This window comes from Pseudoalteromonas sp. S1609 (assembly GCF_005887255.1).
Classification (GTDB): Bacteria; Pseudomonadota; Gammaproteobacteria; order Enterobacterales; family Alteromonadaceae; genus Pseudoalteromonas.
The window spans coordinates 13,299-33,823 of the sequence record NZ_PNDJ01000020.1; the positions used below are offsets into that span (position 1 = coordinate 13,299).

Genomic DNA, 20,525 nt, shown 5'->3' on the forward strand with positions numbered 1-20,525 from the left:
TTATTTTACAGCTTAGTTAGTTAAATTATTAACTAAGTACTTTTGCCAGTAACTCTATTGGATGCTTAGGCTTAAATTTTTCATAACGTTTTACTTGGCTACGACATGAAAAGCCAGTTGATAAAAGTTGCTCAGGTTTATTTTTATCAACGATAGGTTTCCAACTCATTTCATAAAGTGCTTTGGAGTTTGCTTGGTTTTGTGCTTCATGACCATAAGTGCCGGCCATACCACAACACCCAGTACTTGTGGTGTTTAATGTTAAACCAAGCTGATCAAAAATATTTTTCCACACACTTGCGGCTTTTGGTAATGCAGTCGTTTCGGTACAGTGACTTAATAAGGTAAATTCTGTATTTATTTGTTTAGCTTCTAAAGCACTGAACGATTGTGTTTCTAACCATTCATGCGCAAGTTGCACATTAAAATCGCCACGGTTATTTTCTAAAATTGTATTATATTCATCGCGATAACACATCACTAACGACGCATCTAAACCAACTAGCGGTGCATTAATATCATTAAGCTGATTTAAAAACTCTGCAGCATTTTTTGCCGTTAGCTTGAATTCATGCAAAAAACCTTTCACGTGCTGAGGTTTGCCATTGGGTTTAAAGGGTAACAGCATTGGTTTTTTTCCAAGCTGAGTAATTAGCGTAATAAAACTCTCAACCAATTCTGCTTCGTAAAAGCTGGTGAATGGGTCTTGAACAATGAGTACATAATCATTTTGTTCATCGGTACTTAATCTTTTAAGTAATTCTAAATTAAATGTTTGCGCTTTGTTTACACGTTTATTGAGTGCAGGAATACTTAACTGCGGGGTATCAACATAGCCTACGGTTTTTTTAATGAGGCCACTAACTAATGATGTTTTTACAATTGGATTAATAACCCTAGCAAATTTTGCCATTAACGGTGCACTGTTTTCTATATTACCCACTAAGTAATCTTTGAGTGGGCGGGCATAGTAACTGTGATAATAATTTAAAAAACGGGCACGGAAAGTCGGCACATCTACTTTAATTGGGCAAGCCGTGGTACACGCTTTACACGCTAAACATTCATCCATTGAGGCTTTTACTTCATGTGAAAAATCGTAAACGCCTTGTTTTTTCTCTCTGCTATGAACAAAGCGCTCCCACCAAGTAATTACTTCACCTTTGTTAAGTTCTTTTTCTACCTCAAGTAAATTAACATCTTTTGACTCTTGAAGACGTAACCATTCACGCATTAGCCCTGCTCGGCCTTTTGGAGAATTACGGCGATCGCCAGTTACTTTATACGACGGGCACATTGGAGAGTTTTCATCATAATTAAAACATAAGCCGTTACCATTACAGGTCATTGCATTGTTGAAATTGGTCTTAACATCAATAGATATTTGCTTGTCGAAGTAAGAGCGCTTTTGCCCATCAACGCTAACTAGTGAGTCTTCACTTTCAAGCGGGGTACATATTTTTCCGGGGTTGATTTTATTATTTGGATCAAACGCCGATTTTATTTTTCGTAATTGCGTAAATAAATGCTCACCAAAAAATTCAGGACCGTATTCACTTCTGTAACCTTTACCGTGCTCGCCCCACATCAAACCACCGTATTTTGCGGTGAGTTTTACTACTTCATCTGAAATAGTGCGCAGTAATTTTTCTTGTTCTGGGTCGCACATATCCAGTGCCGGCCTAACATGTAAAACGCCAGCATCAACATGACCAAACATACCGTACTGTAAATTATGGCTATCGAGTAGCGCTCTAAATTCAACAATATAATCGGCTAAATTTTCTGGCGGGACGGCGGTGTCTTCTGCAAACGCGAGAGGTTTTTGGCTGCCTTTTACATTGCCTAGTAAACCCACTGATTTTTTACGCATTGCATAAATTTTTAATATATCGCTTTTATCGCTGGTTAACTGATAGCCAATAACGCCATTAGTTTGATTAGCTACACACTCATCTAATAATTTACATAATGTGTCTACTTTGTCTTTTATGTCTTCTGGTGATACGGCATTAAACTCAACCATGTTGAGTCCTTGCATATCTTTATTTGGTACATCAGTTATTAAGTCCGATACTGAATGCCAAATAATATCTTCACGAGCAAGATTTAATACTTTGCTGTCAACAGTTTCAACTGAAGTTGCGCGGGCATCAACTAAAAATGGTGAATGGCGAAGCGCAGAATCAAAACTGTCGTATTTTATATTTACGAGGGTTTTAAATTCTGCGATAGGTGTTAGGTTTAATTTTGCTTCAGTAACTATGCCTAAAGAGCCTTCTGATCCGGTTATTAAGCGGCTCATATCAAAAGTTTGTAAGTCTTCACTTAGCACATGCTCTAGGTCATAACCAGTTAAAAATCTATTTAACCGTGGAAATTTGGCTAATATAGCGTCGCGTTCATTAAGTGATATGTCTAATACTGTTTTGTAGAGTTTGCCAATTAAGGATTCCTGATCGGCAATTATTTTTGCTTTTTCAATGTCTATTGGACTGGTAGACATTGCAGTGCCATCAACTAAATAGGTGGTTAGCCCTAAAACATGGTCGCTGGTTTTGCCATAAACTAAGGAGCCTTGCCCCGATGCATCAGTACTGATCATGCCGCCAATAGTGGCGCGGTTACTAGTAGATAAATCGGGTGAAAAGAAAAATCCATACGGTTTTAAAAAGTCGTTAAGTTGATCTTTTATCACACCGGTTTGAACTCGTACCCAACCTTCTTCAACATTTATCTCGAGGATTTCACGCATATAACGTGATAAATCAACCACAATACCAGGCGTTAAAGATTGACCATTTGTTCCTGTGCCGCCACCGCGAGGACCAAAAGTTAACGATAAAAAAGGGTCTTGCGATGCAATTTGCAGCGCAACTTGAATGTCTTTTTCGCTTTTAGGAAAAATAACACCTTGCGGAAGCTGCTGGTAAATACTGTTATCAGTTGATGCTGTGAGTCTGGTTGCATAACTTGCGTCTGTATCTCCAGTAAACCCTTGATTTTTTATAGTATTTAAATAATTTGCGACAAGCTCGGTCGCGGCATCTTGTTGTGTAATAGTTGCTATCATGGCGGCGCTTATTAATGCATTTGTGTAATTATATCATGGCGATGGCTAATAGAAATTGAAGATTTTACAGTTTGTAACACTCTTTTTATCGATATATGAGCAGCTGCAATTATAATCAAGTTAAACGCCTACTATGAGGTTTATATGAAAAAACTACTAATGCAGATCAGCGGAACACTGTTTATTTTACTCGGATTATTGTTTGCTGTGGTGCCAGGGCCATCGTTAATATTTTTTATTGCAGGCTTATTCTGCTTTTCTATGTATTACCCTAAAGCAAGAGGGTATTTAACTTGGTGTCAAAAAGCACTGACTCGTTCATGTGCCTATTTAGATAAAAAATTAGCAAAAAATTAATTTTTAGTCATAAAAAATGCCAGCAGTTGCTGGCATTTTTTAACGAGGTAACTTACTTAGCAAGTTTGTCTGCTAAGTATAACCATGTTTCTAGTACTGTATCTGGGTTTAGCGAAACAGAGTCAATGCCCTGCTCTACTAACCATGCTGCAAAGTCTTCATGATCTGAAGGACCTTGACCACAAATACCTACATATTTACCTTTTTCTTTGGCTGTTTTAATAGCCATAGAAAGTAGCTTTTTGATTGCAGGGTCACGCTCATCAAATAGGTGAGCAATTAAACCTGAGTCGCGATCAAGACCAAGCGTTAACTGTGTTAAATCGTTAGAACCGATAGAGAAACCATCAAAGTATTCTAAGAATTCTTCAGCCATTAATGCATTTGACGGAAGCTCACACATCATGATTACTTTAAGACCATTTTCGCCACGTTTAAGGCCATGTTCTTCAAGTAATTCAATAACGCGTTTACCTTCTTCAAGGGTACGTACGAATGGGATCATGATTTCGATGTTGGTCATATCCATGCTGTTTCTTACGCGTTTTATAGCTTCACACTCAAGTGCAAAACAATCACGGAAGTCTTCAGAGATATAACGTGCAGCGCCACGGAAACCAATCATTGGGTTTTCTTCTTCTGGCTCGTATTGCTGGCCGCCCACTAAGTTCGCGTATTCGTTTGATTTAAAATCAGACATACGAACAATTACACGCTCTGGTGCAAACGCACAACCTAAGGTAGAAATACCTTCAACTAGTTTACCAATATAGAATTCAACAGGTGATTCGTAACCGGCAATCATGTCTGTGATTTCTGCTTTTAATGCATCTGTTTGTGCATCAAAATTTAATAACGCTTTAGGGTGAACGCCAATCATACGGTTGATGATAAACTCAACGCGCGCAAGGCCAACACCTGAATGTGGTAAACGTGCAAAATCGAATGCGCGATCTGGGTTACCTACGTTCATCATCACTTTCATTGGAAGTTCAGGCATTTCATCAACACGTGAAGTAAGTACTTCAAAGTCTAAAATACCTTCGTAGATGAAACCAGTATCGCCTTCGGCGCATGATACAGTAACTTCTTGACCAGCTTTAATTAAGTCTGTTGCATTACCACAACCAACAACGGCTGGAATACCTAGTTCACGTGCAATGATTGCAGCATGACATGTACGACCACCACGATTAGTAACAATCGCAGCCGCGCGTTTCATAATAGGTTCCCAGTCTGGGTCTGTCATGTCGGTAACTAATATGTCACCTACTTGTACTTGGTCCATCTCTTTGATTGAGTCAAGTACACGTACAACACCACTACCAATTTTATGACCAATTGCACGGCCTTCAACAACAACATTGCTGCTGCCATTTAGTTGGAAGCGTTCCATTACGTTTGTGTCTTCGTTTGAGCGAACAGTTTCTGGACGCGCTTGAACTATATATAGTTTGCCATCGTTACCATCTTTTGCCCATTCGATGTCCATTGGACGACCGTAATGTTTTTCAATGATTACAGCTTGTTTGGCAAGATCTTGCACTTCTTCATCTGTAATCGAAAATTTGTTTGAAAGTGCTGAGTCTACGTCAACAATTTCTACTTGTTTGCCATGAGCTTTGTCTTGAGAGTAAATCATTTGAATGGCTTTAGAGCCAATGTTACGACGTACTACAGCTGGCTTGTTTTTAAGTAGCGTTGGTTTATGAACATAAAATTCATCAGGGTTAACCGCACCCTGAACAACCATTTCACCCAAACCATAGCTTGATGTGATAAACACTACATCTTCAAAGCCCGATTCAGTATCAATACTGAACATAACACCTGATGCTGATTTATCAGAGCGTACCATGCGTTGAATACCCGCTGATAACGCTACACCACGGTGATCGTAGCCTTGGTGAACACGATAAGAAATAGCGCGGTCGTTAAATAACGAAGCGAATACGTGTTTAATAGCAGTCATTACAGAATCAATACCAACAACGTTTAAGAACGTTTCTTGTTGGCCTGCAAACGAGGCGTCTGGCATATCTTCAGCAGTAGCTGATGAACGAACAGCGAATGAAACATCTGCAGAAGCATCACCATGAAGTTGGCTGTATGCATCGCGGATTGCTTTATCTAGACTAGGTTGGAATGGGGTATCGATAATCCACTGACGGATATCGGCGCCTACTTTGGCGAGTGTGTTTACATCATCAACATCAAGAGTATCTAAAATGTCGTGAATTTTTGCGTTGAGTCCTGATTGTTCTAAAAACTCGTTAAAAGCGTCTGAGGTAGTAGCAAAACCACCTGGGACTTGCACACCTGCGTTAGCTAAGTTTGAAATCATTTCACCAAGTGAGGCATTTTTACCACCAACTCGAGGAACATCTTGCATACCAAGCTCTTGATACCAGAGAACGTATTCTTGCACGGATCTTTCTCCAAAAAACAAATTGTAGTACTAACTGTGAGAGTTAAGAAAGAAAACCTTTTATAAAGGTCGCCCCCATTCTACACTGGCAAACGTCCTCACGTAAACCGTGATACACTTATTTTAAAATTAAATGTAATAAAAAAGAGGCTTTATGAGAACTGCGTTTTATATTTCAGATGGCACGGCAATCACATCTGAAGTGTTTGGTCATGCGACCCTGTCTTTATTTCCTGTCGAATTTAATCATAAAACAATTCCTTTTGTAGAAACCGAAGAAAAAGCGCATGAAATCAAAGCGCTTATTAACGCCACATCGTCTAAGCAAGGTGAGAAGCCTCTAGTGTTTTTTACTTTTGTGAATCATAAATTATCGGAAATTATTCGCTCTGCAGATGCTGTCTCGTATGACTTCTTAACAACGTATAGCGAAAAAATTGAAAGCGAATTAAACGTTGCCCCAGTACCTAAAGTACATAGAACCCATTCAATACACGAAAAAAGTTATGACTTTAGAATTGATGCAGTTAACTATGCTTTAATGAATGACGACGGCGGTAATATTAAAAACTTTGCTGAGGCTGATATTATTTTAGTTGGCGTTAGTCGAAGCGGTAAAACGCCAACAAGCCTGTATTTAGCCCTGCAATACGGTATTAAAGCGGCCAATTATCCGATCACAGAAGATGATTTAGAAAGCGAAGGGTTACCCAAGTGCTTAGTGCCTTATAAGCATAAACTGTTTGGTTTAACTATAGACCCTGAGAGACTGGCTGCGATCAGAGATAGACGAATGGCAAATTCAAAATATGCATCAATTAGACAGTGTCGTATTGAAGTGCGCGAAGTAGAAATGCTCTACAAGAAGCATAAAATTGCTCATTTAAATTCTACCCACCATTCTGTTGAAGAGATCTCAGCAAAAATCATTTCTGATACAGGTCTTGAGCGCCGTAAGTACTAACAAACTAACATGTGATTTAAGCATGTAATTGCGCCCAGCACACAAAAAAGCCGCTAAATAATAGCGGCTTTTAACATTTTAAGAAGGTGTATTACTTGCGAGCATCCTTTAAAAGGTCTGCAACTAAAAAGCCAAGCTCTAATACTTGGTCGGCATTTAAGCGAGGGTCACATTGAGTTTTGTAACGCTGCGCTAAGTCATCATCTGATAAACCGTATGCACCACCGGTACATTCAGTAACGTGTTGTCCGGTCATTTCTAAATGAACACCACCTGCGTATGAGCCTTCAGCTTTGTGAACAGCGAAGAACTGACTAATTTCGCGCATAATGTTATCAAAGCTGCGAGTTTTATAACCTGAGCTGGCTTTCTCTGTATTGCCATGCATTGGATCTGAGCTCCAAATTACCTTACGCCCTTCTTGCTGTACTTTGCGAACAAGCGCCGGTAGCTTCTCTGGTAATACATCTGCACCCATTCGTGTAATGAGCGTTAACCTGCCAGGAATGTTATCTGGGTTTAGTGCATCAATTAAACGGATAAGTTCGTCAGGATCCATACCTGGGCCAACTTTAACGCCTATTGGATTTTTAATGCCCTTAAAGAATTCAATATGAGCATGGTCTAACTGACGTGTGCGCTCACCAATCCAAACAAAGTGCGCTGAACAATCGTACCAGTCGCCTGATAAATGGTCTCTACGGGTTAATGCCTCTTCATAGCCTAGCAATAACGCTTCGTGTGATGTGTATAAATCTGTTTCTTTTAAGCTTGGCGCTATAGTTGAATTAATACCACATACTTCCATGAATTCTAAAGCGTCTTGAATTTTATCTGCCAGCTGTTGGTATTTTGCTTTTTGTGGATTAGCAGCAACAAAGCCCATGTTCCAACGGTTAACTTGATGTAAGTCAGCAAGCCCACCTTGTGCAAAAGCACGTAGTAGGTTGAGTGTTGCCGCACTGTGATGATACGCGGTCATTAAACGCTGAGGGTCTGGAATACGCGCTTCTTCAGTAAACTCAAAGTTATTTACTATATCACCACGGTAAGATGGTAACGAAACACCGTCTATTGTTTCTAAGTCGGCTGAGCGTGGCTTAGCGTATTGACCTGCCATACGTGCAATTTTTACAACTGGGCATTTACCGCCATAGGTTAGTACTACAGCCATTTGTAAAATGGTCTTAAATGTATCGCGAATATTTGCAGCGTTAAAGTCACTAAATGATTCTGCGCAGTCACCACCTTGAAGTAAAAATGCGCGGCCTTCACACACATCTTCAAGTTGTTTAAACAAACTTCTAGTCTCTTCTGCAAACACTAAAGGCGGTGCGCTTTTAAGCTGGCCTTCAACCGATTTTAATACGTCTTGATCTGGGTACTGTGGCTGCTGCAGTATTGGCAGTTCTCTCCAACTATTTGGGTTCCACGATTGCATGTTCATTCCTCATTCCTATTACCTGATGTATTGAAATTAACGTATGCAGAGGGCTTTGTTCAAGGACTAAATCGACTATTTGCCAATTATTTAGTTATTAGTTAAATTTAAATAGGATTATTATCTATGATTTAACTATTTTATTGATAATAAATTTATAAATAAAGAACACTAATGCATTAAAAAACAATAGGATAAATAGTAAGAGTGGTATTTATTAAGCTTTGCTTGCAGCCACTTAGCTAAGCTGTAGAAGATAATGTTAACACAAGGAACACATCATACTTAAATCAACTATATGTATCCTTAACTTTACAGTTAAATTTAAATATATCAGCCATCAGTTATGTAGTTTTAAATATATATGCTAGCTGAGTAGTTCTGCTGGTTATACCCACTACTTCATACTGCGTTTATATATAACTATTAGTAAGTTAGAAAATATTATTATTAAAATGATTGCACCAAAAATAAAGAACACATCATACTTAATTAAATTTAAGTTTAATCTTAGCAATAGAGTGATATTTAAGAAATTACTACCAAAAGAAAAGGTTATTTGCGAAAATAGCTAAATAGTAAGATGTGTTCTTGGTGGTGTTATGGTTACAAAGGTACAAATTAGAAGTCAGTTTGATTTACTCAATGAGTTAACGCTTAGGCTAATTGAGGAGCTTAAAGAATATGGGTTTGCTAAGGCTGAATACTATCAACTGCCAGAAATAAGCAGTGTGGATGAAAATATAATTCCCGAGTCGATTGCAGTATCTAAAATTACAGGGGAACTAGCACAAAAGGCTATTTTAAATTCTTTCTCTGATATGTATAAAAAGCCTGGTCTGAGTAGTCGCGTATTAAAGCGCCACCCTGGTTTATTAATCATACAAGACGCTAATAAACAAGCCATTATTGATCGGATTGCTCAAGTTAATAATGCAAAAGCGGCATTTAAAAATTGTATTTTGGCGATAGACAATAACGATGCTCGATTTGAAGCCGTGCATAATGCTATGCCAAATTTAATTACGCTTGCCGCTTATCGTAAAATTCATAGCGAAAGCGAATCCCCTTTTTCAGTTCGTTTTACTTGGATGCATAAACACGCCACTAAAACACTCACAAAAAAGATGGCTCTTGAAATGCTCGAAAAGTCCGCTGGGTATAAAAACCCAAGAATGATTGATCAGCAAAAATGGCAATCATTGGTTGCTCAAGAGCAAGTTCGTGTTGCCAGTCTAGGTGAAAAAGAAAAATTACGAATTAGGCGCCCTACCCGAGTTAGCCCACAAGTTAATGTTAGATACACGGCCCAAAATCGTTATCATGTTAGTGCAGCCTTACCTTTTATTCTTATAAACCCACAACCCGATGTTAAGTATGGCCAACTGCCGAGTTACGAAAAACCGTTATCACATCCACGAAAACGTGAGTATGACTTTCTGGTAGACCGTTTATATTTAGAACAAGTAACAAAGTAATTATGTTAAAAAGGCCACTTACTGTGGCCTTTAATATAACTACTGGTAAAAATTAATATAATTATTTTTCTACAATTTCTTCCAGCTTATCTTCATCAATTAATACTGCATTTTCAACAATGCGTTTACCACCTTGTATCTCTATCCGTTTGTTATGTTTATTTAATGCCAGTATCTCATCACAAAACTGATCAGATGGGTGCATTTCATAAGTGTAATCTACAATATTACCTGTTTTATCATCTTTTACATTCGTAATGCTGTACTCAGATATTGCTCCTTTTTCTATTAAATCTTTCATCGTGGTAGTCATATCACGGCGCAGTGCTTTTAATTTATTTTCGGTAATATCATCAGTTGAATAGATAGAGCCATATTTTTCCATAATAGACAACAGTCTAAAATGGTATGTTTTTCCTGGGGCAGCATAGCGCCATAAATGATATAAACGTAGCATCATCCAACGCGATAATCCGCGCTTTAACTCTTGAGCACTATTAAAATAATAACCTTTATATTCAAGGTTATCGATCATGTTATGAACAAACGCATTTAAACACGCTACACATTTAACATTTCCGCCTTGGCCTTTTTTACCACTAAAGTGTAAAGACGATAAAAAGTTCATGTTCGACTCGTAGAACGAATCATCAATATCTGAGTTTTTAGTGTCAGTAGCAGAATATTTAAAAGAAAGTTTTGAACCTTGTAATGCTTCGAGCGATTCTTTAATTTGTGGGTAAGGCATAGATTGACCTACCGCTTTAAGTTCTTGTGCTAATTCGTTCATAGAAAACACAACGGCATATTGAATACCGGACTTAAAATTAATTTTTACTATTTTACCTTTTGAAGCAAGACGAATAAGTGCACGCTCAACTTTTTCTTCTCTATCTGATGGCCAAACTAAGTATTCTACGTCTTCACCATCTTTACGAGTACTTACCACAGCCGGTGTTATTTTAATTTCACCATCGTATAAAATACCGTCTACTTTCTCAGATATCTTACGTGTAATAATGGTTTTTTTAGGTGCTTCTTCAAGTGGCAGCTTTTTATGTCCTGAGCGAACAAAGCGTCCCCACAGATCATAATGGTTAAATGTGTTAGAGTAAGCGCGTAACCCATGGGCTGCATTTTCTATCGAAATTCGCACATCTTTATTATCTGTAAATAGTGCTAAGCTTTCGTTATCAATTGCACTTTCCACCCCGTGAATTTGGCCCCTAAGTGTATCGGGCAAGTTATCTACCGAGATGTTGACCTTTCGGCTCATGGTTTTTATTTCCGTTTTTATTGTGACAGCTAATAACAACACATAAAGCCACAAAAGTTAAATGTTTAAGTTAGTATAAAAGTGATCTGACTTCAAATAAAATGCACAGATCAATATTTTACTAAGAAAAAGTTAAAACATGAGATTTCAGATCAGGTTTTTACTAACTAGGCTTTAATAAACCGAATTTTTACTAACTGAAGAATAAATTTGTCCATTGCAAAGTGTTTTTTTTTAAATTTAGCACGACAAATGACAGTAAAAATGAGAGGCCTGTGGATAAGTTTAGTTCCAGTTAGCATAGATCTGATCTGTACTTACTACAGATCAGATCTATACTAATTAAACCGCTTATTATTCCTGATGGTGGGTGCATAACTTTATAATTTACTTAGTAAAAACATGATCTACAGCATCTATTTTGTGAGTAACTCAGTGCTTAACCTGTGCATAACTAAGCTGCTAAATATTTGCTTAGTAAAAAGGTGATCTGCTAGTAGATAAGGATCTGATCTTAACCACGTACAATACTGATCCAGTTTTTTTAACATTGTTTATATAAATCATAATGTTATATGTATATTTTAAGGCCTTAGCCTTTAATACCTTATATATTTAACCATACTTAAACTTCTTTATTTATACTAAGCAATATTAAAGGCGTAAAATTATTTTATATGTCATGTATTTAAAATGCATGTCGCCTTAAATAGTTGTTTACAGCTAATTGAATGGACATTATACTAAACGCCTAACTTTGAGGAATAAAGTATGTCTATCAATAATAATGCGCTAGATACCTACCGACTTTTGAAAGCAACCGCAGAAGTTGCTGAAAAATCACTAGAAGGACGTATTCAACATTACCGCGCCCATCTTAAATCTGAAGAAAAAGAATTAAGAACCTACACCCAAAAAGCCGCTGCTGATTTACTTGGTTGTAATAATCGTACCTTAAAAAGACGCCATGACAATGGTGATTTTGACGATTTAAACATAAAACGCGGTGCAAACGGTCATTACGCTTATACGTTGGTTAATATTTTTGCCATGGCCGATATAATGGATATAAAACCCGATCATCGTGCACCGACAGACAAACTCCAAGTTATTGTTATTAATTCACTAAAAGGTGGTTGTGGTAAAACAACGAGCATGGTTAATATTGCTGCAGCACTTGCAACTACTAACATCAAGCGTTACCGAATTGGCATTGTCGATTTAGATCCACAGGGGTCATCATCTAGCTTTTTCCCATCTTCTGAGCCCGATCCAATTACTGTTGGTGATTTAATGCGTGACTGCATTGATCTTGAAGAAGGAGAAACCTGGCCTGAATTTGTTTCAAACTCTTTTTTACCAACTCATATTCCTAATATTCGTGTTTTACCCTCAGGTATGGATGATTTTTATTTTGAACACGAAACTGCAACTTTGCTTAAAGACACCTCAAACTATGAGCAAACTCGCCATTACCATAAGCTGTTAGAGCGTGTTATCGAGCCAGTAAAAGATGAATTTGATATTTTACTAATTGATACAGCGCCTACTCTTAACTTTATGTTTTATAATGCATTAATGGCTTCTACAGCGATGCTTATACCGGTTCATCCTGAAGCGGTAGACTTTGATGCTAATAATAAATATTTAAAACGTTTAGGTGAGATTTATCATACCGTTGCAGCTCTTGGTCACGATGGTTGGGACTTTATGCAATTTTTGGTTACCAATTATGTAAAAGGTAATCACTCACAACGTGACATAGTTAAAGACGTAAGAAGCGCCTTTGGTCGCCAAGTCATGAGCTACCCTATTAATCACAGCTCAGCAATTACTGCGAGTTCATCCTCGTTTAATACTATTTTTGATCAAAAAGCGTCTGACAGTTTAGCGAGTAGAGAATCGTTAATGCGCGCACAAGAAAATATCAAAGATGTTGTAGACGAACTCGAAATGCTAATTCGTTCAAATTGGCAATCTACACAATCAAAATTAAATACGCCTAAGTAAGGATGTTGACTAAAAATGGCTAAAAAACGTAAAAATGACACCCGCTTAGATCCCTTTGCAACCGCTGTTGGCAGTAGCAGCTTAGACGCTCTTTTAGAGCAAGCTAATGCAGGCGATGTTATTCGTATGCCTGCGCCAAGCGATCCTAATCGCGAAATTACCTTGGTTTGTAAAGTGATTGCTCATAACGAGATTGAAAAATCGACTCAGGTTTATGGTAAAAATCGCCGTGTACAAGCGCTTTTAAACGAAAAGTCGGTATCCGATATACTTCCTGCAATTAAAGAAGATGGACGTAATCAGCACCCCGCCCTGCTTTGGGATCAAGGTGATATGAGTCTTGTTCTTGCAGGCTCAAGACGTCGCAAAGCCTGTATTTTGGCTGGTGCAGATTATCTTGTTTTGAGTTCAAGTGATTTTAATGAGCAAGATGCCAAAGTGTTAGCAGTTTCTTCGGATCAATACATTGCCCCTAGTCTGTGGGAGTTAGGTCAAGCGTATCAGCAAACTCGAAACGAACTCATTCAACAAGGCAAAAAAGGATCGTACCGCGAGATTGCCGTTATTGAAGGGGTATCGCATACCGCCATTGCGGATGCGATTAAAGCGTATGAGCAAATATCTGCCGATGTTATAGCCCTTTACCCAACAGCTAATCATGTTGGTAGAGAAGTCGCTAAAAAGCTGATTAACGCAAAGGAGCGAGACGAGGTTGCATTTAACGAGTTAGTTGTAGCACTTGCAAGCAATGATGAAGTTAACGCCTTAGAAGCCGACGACAAGCGCGCTATGCTGATCACTAAACTATTAACCGCAGAGCCTAAAACAGCATTAAAGCGTGAGGCTGTGCTTGAAAACGACTTTATTAGTGTGCAACGTAATCTTAAAAGTGGTGACGTTTCAATAAAAATTAATAATAAAGTGATGACAGACAAGCGCTTAGAACAACTTACTAAACTATTAAGTGCTTTTAATTAGTTAGTAATATCGTGATCTGTAAAGGGGGGAGGTTAGTTAAATAGTGATCTAGCCCTCTTAATTAGTTAGTAAAAATCTGATCTTCCGTGGTAATAAAAAGCATAAAAAGCCCGATAAACCACTAAGGATCGTATTTTTACTAACTAAACCTGCTCTATTTGATTAAATTGCTACCTTGTTAGTAAAAACCTGATCTACTCCTAGCAAAACCTCCCTGTTAAGTTAATTTATTGTTTTTATTTTGTAATTTAAACGCCTTTTTTTAGTGAGCAAAATTAAACAATCCTTATAAACCAATTTTTTACTAACCAATCAGATCCAACCAGTTTATTTTAAAAATAATATTGCTTTAGCTCAGCGTTGATAAGGCATATACTGGAAAAATTGTTTTTAAATTTTAATACTTTGAGTGACATGTCTGCTAACTTATCAAAAAATGATTTAATGGCTATTTTTGAAGAAATTAAAAATGAGCAGGCTACCCAGTTTCCTCTTTCTGAGCGATTCATAAAAAAATTGTTTAAACCCGCGGTGTTAGCAAAAGGTAAGTCGTATTATAAAAACGGCCAAATAAGTTGGTTAGAACATAATGCTGATTTTTCTGTTGTTGATTCTACTGTGCAAGGCGATAAGGGCATTGCGTTTAACCAACGAATTGAGATCAGTAAATTACCAACTGGCTATTCAGTCGACACTCACTGTACTTGTAATGTTAAAACTAAATGCCGCCATTTGGCTGCAATTTTGTTAAAACTTAAAATTGAACACTCAGGTGAATACGGCGAAGACTATTTTATTAATGACTGGTTTAGCGAACTCAGCTCGCTTAAAAACACCGATCAAGCTCATCCATCACAAGTGTTACTGTTTGTATTAGATATTGAAAACGATAAAGTATTTTTAACGCCTAAAATTGCCAACTACGATAAAAATAATAATTATGCATTAGGTCGCAATTTAACTGAGCAACAGCTTAATAGTTTTGTAACTCCTAGCGACCTGCTAGAAAGTGATTTTAGATTATATAGCTGGATCCGCTCGCAAAATGCGGTCGGTAATATTGAACTCAAAGGTCAATGGGGCTTTAACGCGCTGCAGCAATTACTAGCTACAGAACGATTATTTTTACAGCGTTCGCGAGTACCTATAAAAGCGCAACCTGGCTTACCCCTAAATTTTGTTTGGGAAAAACAAAAAGAAGTCACCCAGTTAAAAATTCACCTAGATAAAATTCCTAATTGGGCATTAATTAAAACTACGCCGCCCATCTACTTAGATTTAGATAAATATAAGCTAGGCCGCATTCGCACGCCGCTCAGTGCTGACGAAATTGCTCATTTACAAACAATACCTGCACTTCACGATACAAACTTTGATCGAATTTATAAGCAGCTTGCTGATAATTTTGGTGCCGGTGTTATTCCCCATCCGACTAATGCACCAAGCATGCCTGTTAAGTCGTTGAGTAATGCCGTACTTAAAGTCAGCATGTCGGGCTCAGTAATGGCTATTTCGTTATCGTTTAAGTATAAAAATAAAAACTACTTAGCAGGTACTGCGCCTGAAAAACTAATAAATAGTGCATTTGAAAACACCGTTACCAACGAGCTGGTCAACTTAGGCTTTGATTTTTGTAAAGGGGGTTTACACAGCGAGTTTATTTTTAGTCAGGAATCGGCTATTCACTTACACTGGTTAGCGCATGAGGTGTTACCAAGCTTTAAGCAACGTGGTTGGCAAGTATCAATGAGCAAAATAAATATTGCCGATACTAAAAACCAAATTTCCTTGCATGTAAACAGAGCTGCTGGGCATCAAATGCATTGCAAAGTAGTGCTTAACGATACCAAAGTGGCCACTTTATTTAATGTAAATAATAAACTGTTTGAATCGTTAAATCGTCAAAGCGAGTTGTTTTATTACTATCCCGTTGGCCGTCAATTTGGAGTTATAGATAAGGCTGCGTTTAATTTATTAATTGAGTTTAAATTGCGATTTGAGTTTATTAAAACGCGCGACGAATTTAATATTCCACTTTCATACTTACCTGAATTAGTTAAGCACACAGCCATTAATGTTGAGCTGCATGATCCGTCATTAGAGCGCTACCTTGATGAGCTAAGCAATGACGCGCTGTTATCGCCCAATATCGCCATTCATGGCTTACACGATTCTGTGGTGCTTAGAGAATACCAGCAAGAAGGCGTAGCTTGGCTTAACTTTTTAAAGCGTAATCAGCTAGGTGGTATTTTAGCGGACGATATGGGCTTGGGTAAAACTTTGCAGGTGATCGCTTATTTAGCCAGTTCTTATAATACTCCGCAAGCTGGCCCTACGCTTATTGTTTGCCCAACAAGCTTAGTGAGTAATTGGCAAAACGAAATTAACAAGTTTGCTAAAAACTTAAAAGTGACCACTATTTTTGGTGCACACCGTAATGATGCGTTAAAACACTTGGCACAAGCACAGTGTATATTAACCACCTATCCGTTATTAAAACGTGACATTGCTTATTATTCGCCACTGTATTTTGAAAACATTATTCTTGATGAAGCGCAGTATATTAAAAATGATACGGCACAGGTATCGCGGTTAGTTAAACGTTTGAATGCCGATTTTAAGCTTTGCTTAAGCGGTACCCCAATTGAGAACAATTTATTTGAATTAAAGTCGTTACTCGATTTTGCTATGCCTTCGTTATTAGGTTCCCAGGCGCACTTTAAGCAGCACTTTCAAGGTCCTATTGAGCGCGAAAGTAACATTGAGCGTGCAGAGCAGTTAAAAGCGTTAATTATGCCGTTTATTTTGCGCCGGACTAAAGCCCAAGTAGCTCAAGAACTGCCGCAAAAAACGGAGCTTGTTAAAGAATTTGAGTTTGAGCCTAAACAAAAGGACATGTACCAAGGCATAACACATGCGCTTGAAGAAAAACTCATTGATTTATTTGCCGAGCAAGGCGTGCAAAAAAGTAAACTCGCCTTTCTAGAGGCACTATTAAAACTTCGCCAAATATGTTGTCATCCTAAACTTATTGAGCCAGAAACCGACGCTGCTAGTGCTAAGTTAGAATGGTTATCAAGCCATTTACCTTTAATGCTCAGCCTTGGCCGTAAGGTGATTATATTCAGCCAGTTTACCTCTGCTCTTGATTTAATTGCCGAGCGTTTGAATACACTTAACATTAAATTTAGCATGTTAACTGGGCAAACGCGCCATCGCGATAAAGTGATAGACGAATTCACCAGTGGCACTACTTCGGTATTTTTAATTAGCTTAAAAGCAGGTGGCACAGGGCTTAATTTAACCCAAGCCGATACCGTTATTCATTTTGATCCTTGGTGGAATCCAGCTGTTGAAAAGCAAGCGACCGATCGTGCTTATCGTATTGGCCAAACTAATCCGGTATTTGTGTATAAATTGATTATGGCTAACTCTATTGAACAAAAGGTGTTTCAAATGCAGCAAGATAAACAAGCGCTTGTAGATGCATTATTTACTGAAAAATCAATGAGTTTTACCCAGTTTGATGAACAACAAATGTTGTCTTTAATTAAAAGTTAAAAATTAACAATAATTTTTTGAACTTATTTGAATTGTGGGCGTCTATTAATACAGCTTGGTTAAATTGCAGTTTCTCCAAGTTTTCATGTTGATATCCCATATAGTAGTTACTAGACATAGTAATGATTAAGCCAGCCAGTTCAGCGCTGGCTTTTTTTTTGCCTGAATATTTTAAATTATTTTATTTAAAATATTTTTGAACTAATCAATAATGGCTGGGTCTATTAATATGCTTGTAGTTGATATGTTGTTATACAAGTTTCATGTTGATTTCCCTGTTTGATTACTAATTTAGTAATATTGAGCCAGCTTTATTAGCTGGCTTTTTTTATGCTCTAAATTCAACTTTTTTAAAAATTATTTTGAACTAATTTAATCAGGACGCGTCTACTATTATGCTTGTAGTGATGTGTTGTTATACAAGTTTCATGTTGATTTCCCTGTTTGATTACTGATTAAGTAATATTGAGCCAGCTTTAATAGCTGGCTTTTTTTATGCGCTTAATTTAGTGCGTTACCCCTACTGCTAAAGAGCGTTATTCGCTATGATGGCATGTCACTAAATTTTAAAAGTTTATTTTATGTTTACTTCGTTTTTATCCCATTTAGATTGGTTAAGTGTAAGTGCTGGCGCTATAACAGGCATGGCTATTTTTGGTGTTGTATCAATGCAATTAAGCAAAAAAATAAAGCGCCAAGTAAATGAGCAACAACAACAGTTAATGTTATTACAAAGCCAGCATGAGCAAACACAAAGCCAATATGCCGCGTTGGTTGAAGAGCACGATTTATTAGGACTTACACATCAAGAGCAGCGGGATCAGTCTCAGCATTTTAAAACCCGTTTAACTGAGCAAGAAAAGCAAAGCCAACTTTATAATCAATATTGGCGTAAAGCCGAAGCCGAGCTAACCGCCCTGCGCGAGCAATACAATCTGCGCGATGTAGAGCTTAATAATATACGCACTACCCTTGAGCAAAAGCAGCAACATTTTAGTGAACAACTCGCCCATATAGAGCAAAGTAAAGAAACGCTTAAAAAAGAATTTGAAAATTTAGCCAACCAAATATTAGAAGAAAAGTCGCAAAAATTTAAAACCCTCAATCAAGAAAGCATAGAGCAGTTACTTAAGCCGGTTCAAGGAGAGCTAAAAGGCTTTAGAGATAAAATGGAGTCTATTCACGTTGAAGACTTACAACAACGTGCTGCACTTAAAACTGAGCTGCTGCATTTACAAGCCAAAAGCCAAGCAATTACCGAGCAGGCCGATAAGCTAAGCAGTGCCTTACAAGGGCAAAAGAAAACCCAAGGTAATTGGGGCGAGTTAATGCTTGAAAACGTGCTTGATAGCGCAGGCCTGCGCGCTGGCACCGATTACAAGCGAGAAGTGTCGTATAATACCGAAGACGGCCGTTTGCGCCCTGATGTTGTGGTGTATTTACCTCAAGGTCGACACTTAGTGATTGATGCAAAAACATCGTTAAATGCCTATACCCGTTATGTAAATGCCGAAACAGAGCTTGAGTCTCAACAAGCGATTAAAGAGCATGTAAATGCCGTAACTGCCCGTATAAATGAGCTGGCCAGTAAATCGTATGACCGCCTACCAGGGATAAACTCGCCTGAGGTTGTTATTATGTTTGTACCTATAGAGTCCGCCTTTGTAGAAGCACTTAAATACCAAAGCGACATTTACCAGCAAGCAATAGAAAAAAACATTTTGGTTGCTACCCCTACTACCCTGCTAACCAGTTTAAATATTGTTAAACAGTTATGGCGCTTTGAAGAGCAAACTAAATATTCAAAAGAGCTGGCTAATCGTGCTGAGCGTTTTTACAGTAAACTCAACGGCTTTTTAACTAGTATGGAAGGTGTGGGTAAACAGCTTGATAAAGCCAAAGAAACTTACGATAAAGCATTTTCTCAGTTATACCGTGGTAAAGGTAACTTAATTAAACAAGCCTCAGAATTTAAGGAGCTGGGTGTATCGGTGCAAAAAGAGTTACCTCAAGAAAGCGTTGAACGCGCTCACTTAGAGCTTGATGAATAAACACCGCACATAATTTTTGCGCACTGAGGTTGTGCATTTATGTGGCTAGTTATTTACTAACGGCGCAGGCATTATAATAATATCTGTCCTTTAGGATTAATCACATGCAACGCCCAACCGTTTTTTTCATTTCACATGGTGGCGGCCCAATGCCATTACTAGGTAATGCCAACCATGCAGAAATGCGAGCCTGCTTAGAACAAGTTGCCGCTAAAATCCCAAAGCCTTCTGCTATCTTAATGGTCAGCGCACATTGGGAAGCTCAACCAATTAGTATAACGGCGCACTCTTCACCGCCGCTTATTTACGATTACTACGGTTTTCCTAAGCAGGCGTATCAATTAACTTATCCTTGTGCTGGCCAGCCGCAACTTGCTAATTTAGTACAGCAGGCGCTCGCAACACATAATATTGACTCAAAACTCGATTTACAGCGTGGCTACGATCACGGTATGTTTGTACCGTTAAAAATTATGTACCCAGAGGCCGATATTCCTTGTGTGCAAATATCCTTGCACCCAAGCCTCGATCCGTTAATGCATGTTGAAATTGGTAAAGCGTTGCAAAGTATTGATTACGAGAACTTATTAATTATAGGCTCAGGCTTTACCTTCCATAATATGCGCGCTTTTGGTGTTACCCAATCAAGCGATGTTAATCAGCAAAATCAGGCATTTGAAAATTGGCTGGTAAGCACAGTCGCAGATCAAACATTAACCGAGCAGCAGCGTGAACAGCAATTATTAGCATGGCAGCAAGCTCCAGCTGCACGCTTTAATCACCCCAGAGAAGAGCACTTGTTACCACTACATGTATGCTATGGCGCTGCTATGTGTTCAAGCACTGAGGTATTTGAATTAAATATTGCCAATAAGCGAGCCAGTATGTATTTGTGGCAATAATAAAAA

The 20,525-nt window shown here is 38.1% G+C and carries 12 protein-coding genes; 8 read left to right on the forward strand and 4 right to left on the reverse strand.

Annotated elements, in window-relative coordinates; all coding sequences use genetic code 11:
* Positions 1-28: 28 nt before the first annotated feature.
* Positions 29-3,073, reverse strand: coding sequence for a D-2-hydroxyglutarate dehydrogenase YdiJ (gene ydiJ / locus CWB76_RS06735; RefSeq protein ID WP_138606369.1), 3,045 nt, complete (start codon positions 3,071-3,073; stop codon positions 29-31).
* Positions 3,074-3,217: 144 nt separating this feature from the next.
* Between ydiJ and CWB76_RS06740 the strand changes: the two genes are divergently transcribed.
* Positions 3,218-3,430 (forward strand): PGPGW domain-containing protein, encoded by a 213-nt coding sequence (locus CWB76_RS06740; protein ID WP_008108725.1) that lies wholly within the window; start codon positions 3,218-3,220, stop codon positions 3,428-3,430.
* A 52-nt stretch (positions 3,431-3,482) separates the two neighbouring features.
* Here CWB76_RS06740 and ppsA read toward each other — a convergent pair whose 3' ends face one another.
* Complete coding sequence (gene ppsA / locus CWB76_RS06745) at positions 3,483-5,858, reverse strand: phosphoenolpyruvate synthase (protein ID WP_008108727.1); 2,376 nt, start codon at positions 5,856-5,858, stop codon at positions 3,483-3,485.
* Positions 5,859-6,012: 154 nt separating this feature from the next.
* Here ppsA and ppsR point away from each other — a divergent pair, with 154 nt between their 5' ends.
* Entirely contained in the window at positions 6,013-6,822 is an 810-nt protein-coding gene (gene ppsR, locus CWB76_RS06750) for a posphoenolpyruvate synthetase regulatory kinase/phosphorylase PpsR (protein ID WP_008108730.1), read from the forward strand.
* Between the two features lie 91 nt (positions 6,823-6,913).
* On the opposite strand, the gene CWB76_RS06755 is transcribed toward ppsR, so the two are convergent.
* The gene (locus CWB76_RS06755) at positions 6,914-8,263 is read right to left on the reverse strand and encodes a class II 3-deoxy-7-phosphoheptulonate synthase (RefSeq protein ID WP_171039602.1); all 1,350 of its coding nucleotides are present in this window, start codon (positions 8,261-8,263) and stop codon (positions 6,914-6,916) included.
* A gap of 602 nt (positions 8,264-8,865) precedes the next feature.
* Between CWB76_RS06755 and CWB76_RS06760 the strand changes: the two genes are divergently transcribed.
* Positions 8,866-9,741, forward strand: a complete 876-nt coding sequence (locus tag CWB76_RS06760; RefSeq protein WP_075170152.1) for a DNA replication terminus site-binding protein — start codon at positions 8,866-8,868, stop codon at positions 9,739-9,741.
* A gap of 61 nt (positions 9,742-9,802) precedes the next feature.
* Here CWB76_RS06760 and CWB76_RS06765 read toward each other — a convergent pair whose 3' ends face one another.
* Positions 9,803-11,017: a hypothetical protein gene (locus CWB76_RS06765; protein ID WP_013463357.1), complete on the reverse strand. Its 1,215-nt coding sequence runs from the start codon at positions 11,015-11,017 to the stop codon at positions 9,803-9,805.
* Between the two features lie 771 nt (positions 11,018-11,788).
* On the opposite strand from CWB76_RS06765, the gene CWB76_RS06770 reads away from it, so the two are divergent.
* The 5 genes from CWB76_RS06770 to CWB76_RS06790 all read left to right on the forward strand — a co-directional run bounded on the left by CWB76_RS06770 (position 11,789) and on the right by CWB76_RS06790 (position 20,519).
* Positions 11,789-13,027: an AAA family ATPase gene (locus CWB76_RS06770; protein ID WP_008110834.1), complete on the forward strand. Its 1,239-nt coding sequence runs from the start codon at positions 11,789-11,791 to the stop codon at positions 13,025-13,027.
* A gap of 15 nt (positions 13,028-13,042) precedes the next feature.
* Positions 13,043-14,005, forward strand: coding sequence for a transcriptional regulator (locus CWB76_RS06775; protein WP_010388796.1), 963 nt, complete (start codon positions 13,043-13,045; stop codon positions 14,003-14,005).
* 414 nt (positions 14,006-14,419) lie between these two features.
* Positions 14,420-17,566, forward strand: a complete 3,147-nt coding sequence (locus CWB76_RS06780) for a DEAD/DEAH box helicase (protein ID WP_138606371.1) — start codon at positions 14,420-14,422, stop codon at positions 17,564-17,566.
* Between the two features lie 581 nt (positions 17,567-18,147).
* Positions 18,148-19,617 carry a DNA recombination protein RmuC gene (locus CWB76_RS06785; protein ID WP_138606373.1) on the forward strand — a complete coding sequence of 490 codons (1,470 nt, stop codon included), beginning with the start codon at positions 18,148-18,150 and terminating at the stop codon, positions 19,615-19,617.
* 104 nt (positions 19,618-19,721) lie between these two features.
* Positions 19,722-20,519 carry a DODA-type extradiol aromatic ring-opening family dioxygenase gene (locus CWB76_RS06790; RefSeq protein WP_138606375.1) on the forward strand — a complete coding sequence of 266 codons (798 nt, stop codon included), beginning with the start codon at positions 19,722-19,724 and terminating at the stop codon, positions 20,517-20,519.
* The last annotated feature ends 6 nt before the right edge of the window (positions 20,520-20,525 follow it).

Excerpts from the sequence above, each read along its gene's own strand:
- ydiJ (WP_138606369.1), bottom strand. The coding sequence starts at position 3,073 with ATGATAGCAACTATTACACAACAAGATGCCGCGACCGAGCTTGTCGCA.
- CWB76_RS06740 (WP_008108725.1), top strand. The coding sequence starts at position 3,218 with ATGAAAAAACTACTAATGCAGATCAGCGGAACACTGTTTATTTTACTC.
- ppsR (WP_008108730.1), top strand. The coding sequence starts at position 6,013 with ATGAGAACTGCGTTTTATATTTCAGATGGCACGGCAATCACATCTGAA.
- CWB76_RS06755 (WP_171039602.1), bottom strand. The coding sequence starts at position 8,263 with ATGCAATCGTGGAACCCAAATAGTTGGAGAGAACTGCCAATACTGCAG.
- CWB76_RS06760 (WP_075170152.1), top strand. The coding sequence starts at position 8,866 with ATGGTTACAAAGGTACAAATTAGAAGTCAGTTTGATTTACTCAATGAG.
- CWB76_RS06765 (WP_013463357.1), bottom strand. The coding sequence starts at position 11,017 with ATGAGCCGAAAGGTCAACATCTCGGTAGATAACTTGCCCGATACACTT.
- CWB76_RS06770 (WP_008110834.1), top strand. The coding sequence starts at position 11,789 with ATGTCTATCAATAATAATGCGCTAGATACCTACCGACTTTTGAAAGCA.
- CWB76_RS06775 (WP_010388796.1), top strand. The coding sequence starts at position 13,043 with ATGGCTAAAAAACGTAAAAATGACACCCGCTTAGATCCCTTTGCAACC.
- CWB76_RS06780 (WP_138606371.1), top strand. The coding sequence starts at position 14,420 with ATGTCTGCTAACTTATCAAAAAATGATTTAATGGCTATTTTTGAAGAA.
- CWB76_RS06785 (WP_138606373.1), top strand. The coding sequence starts at position 18,148 with ATGTTTACTTCGTTTTTATCCCATTTAGATTGGTTAAGTGTAAGTGCT.
- CWB76_RS06790 (WP_138606375.1), top strand. The coding sequence starts at position 19,722 with ATGCAACGCCCAACCGTTTTTTTCATTTCACATGGTGGCGGCCCAATG.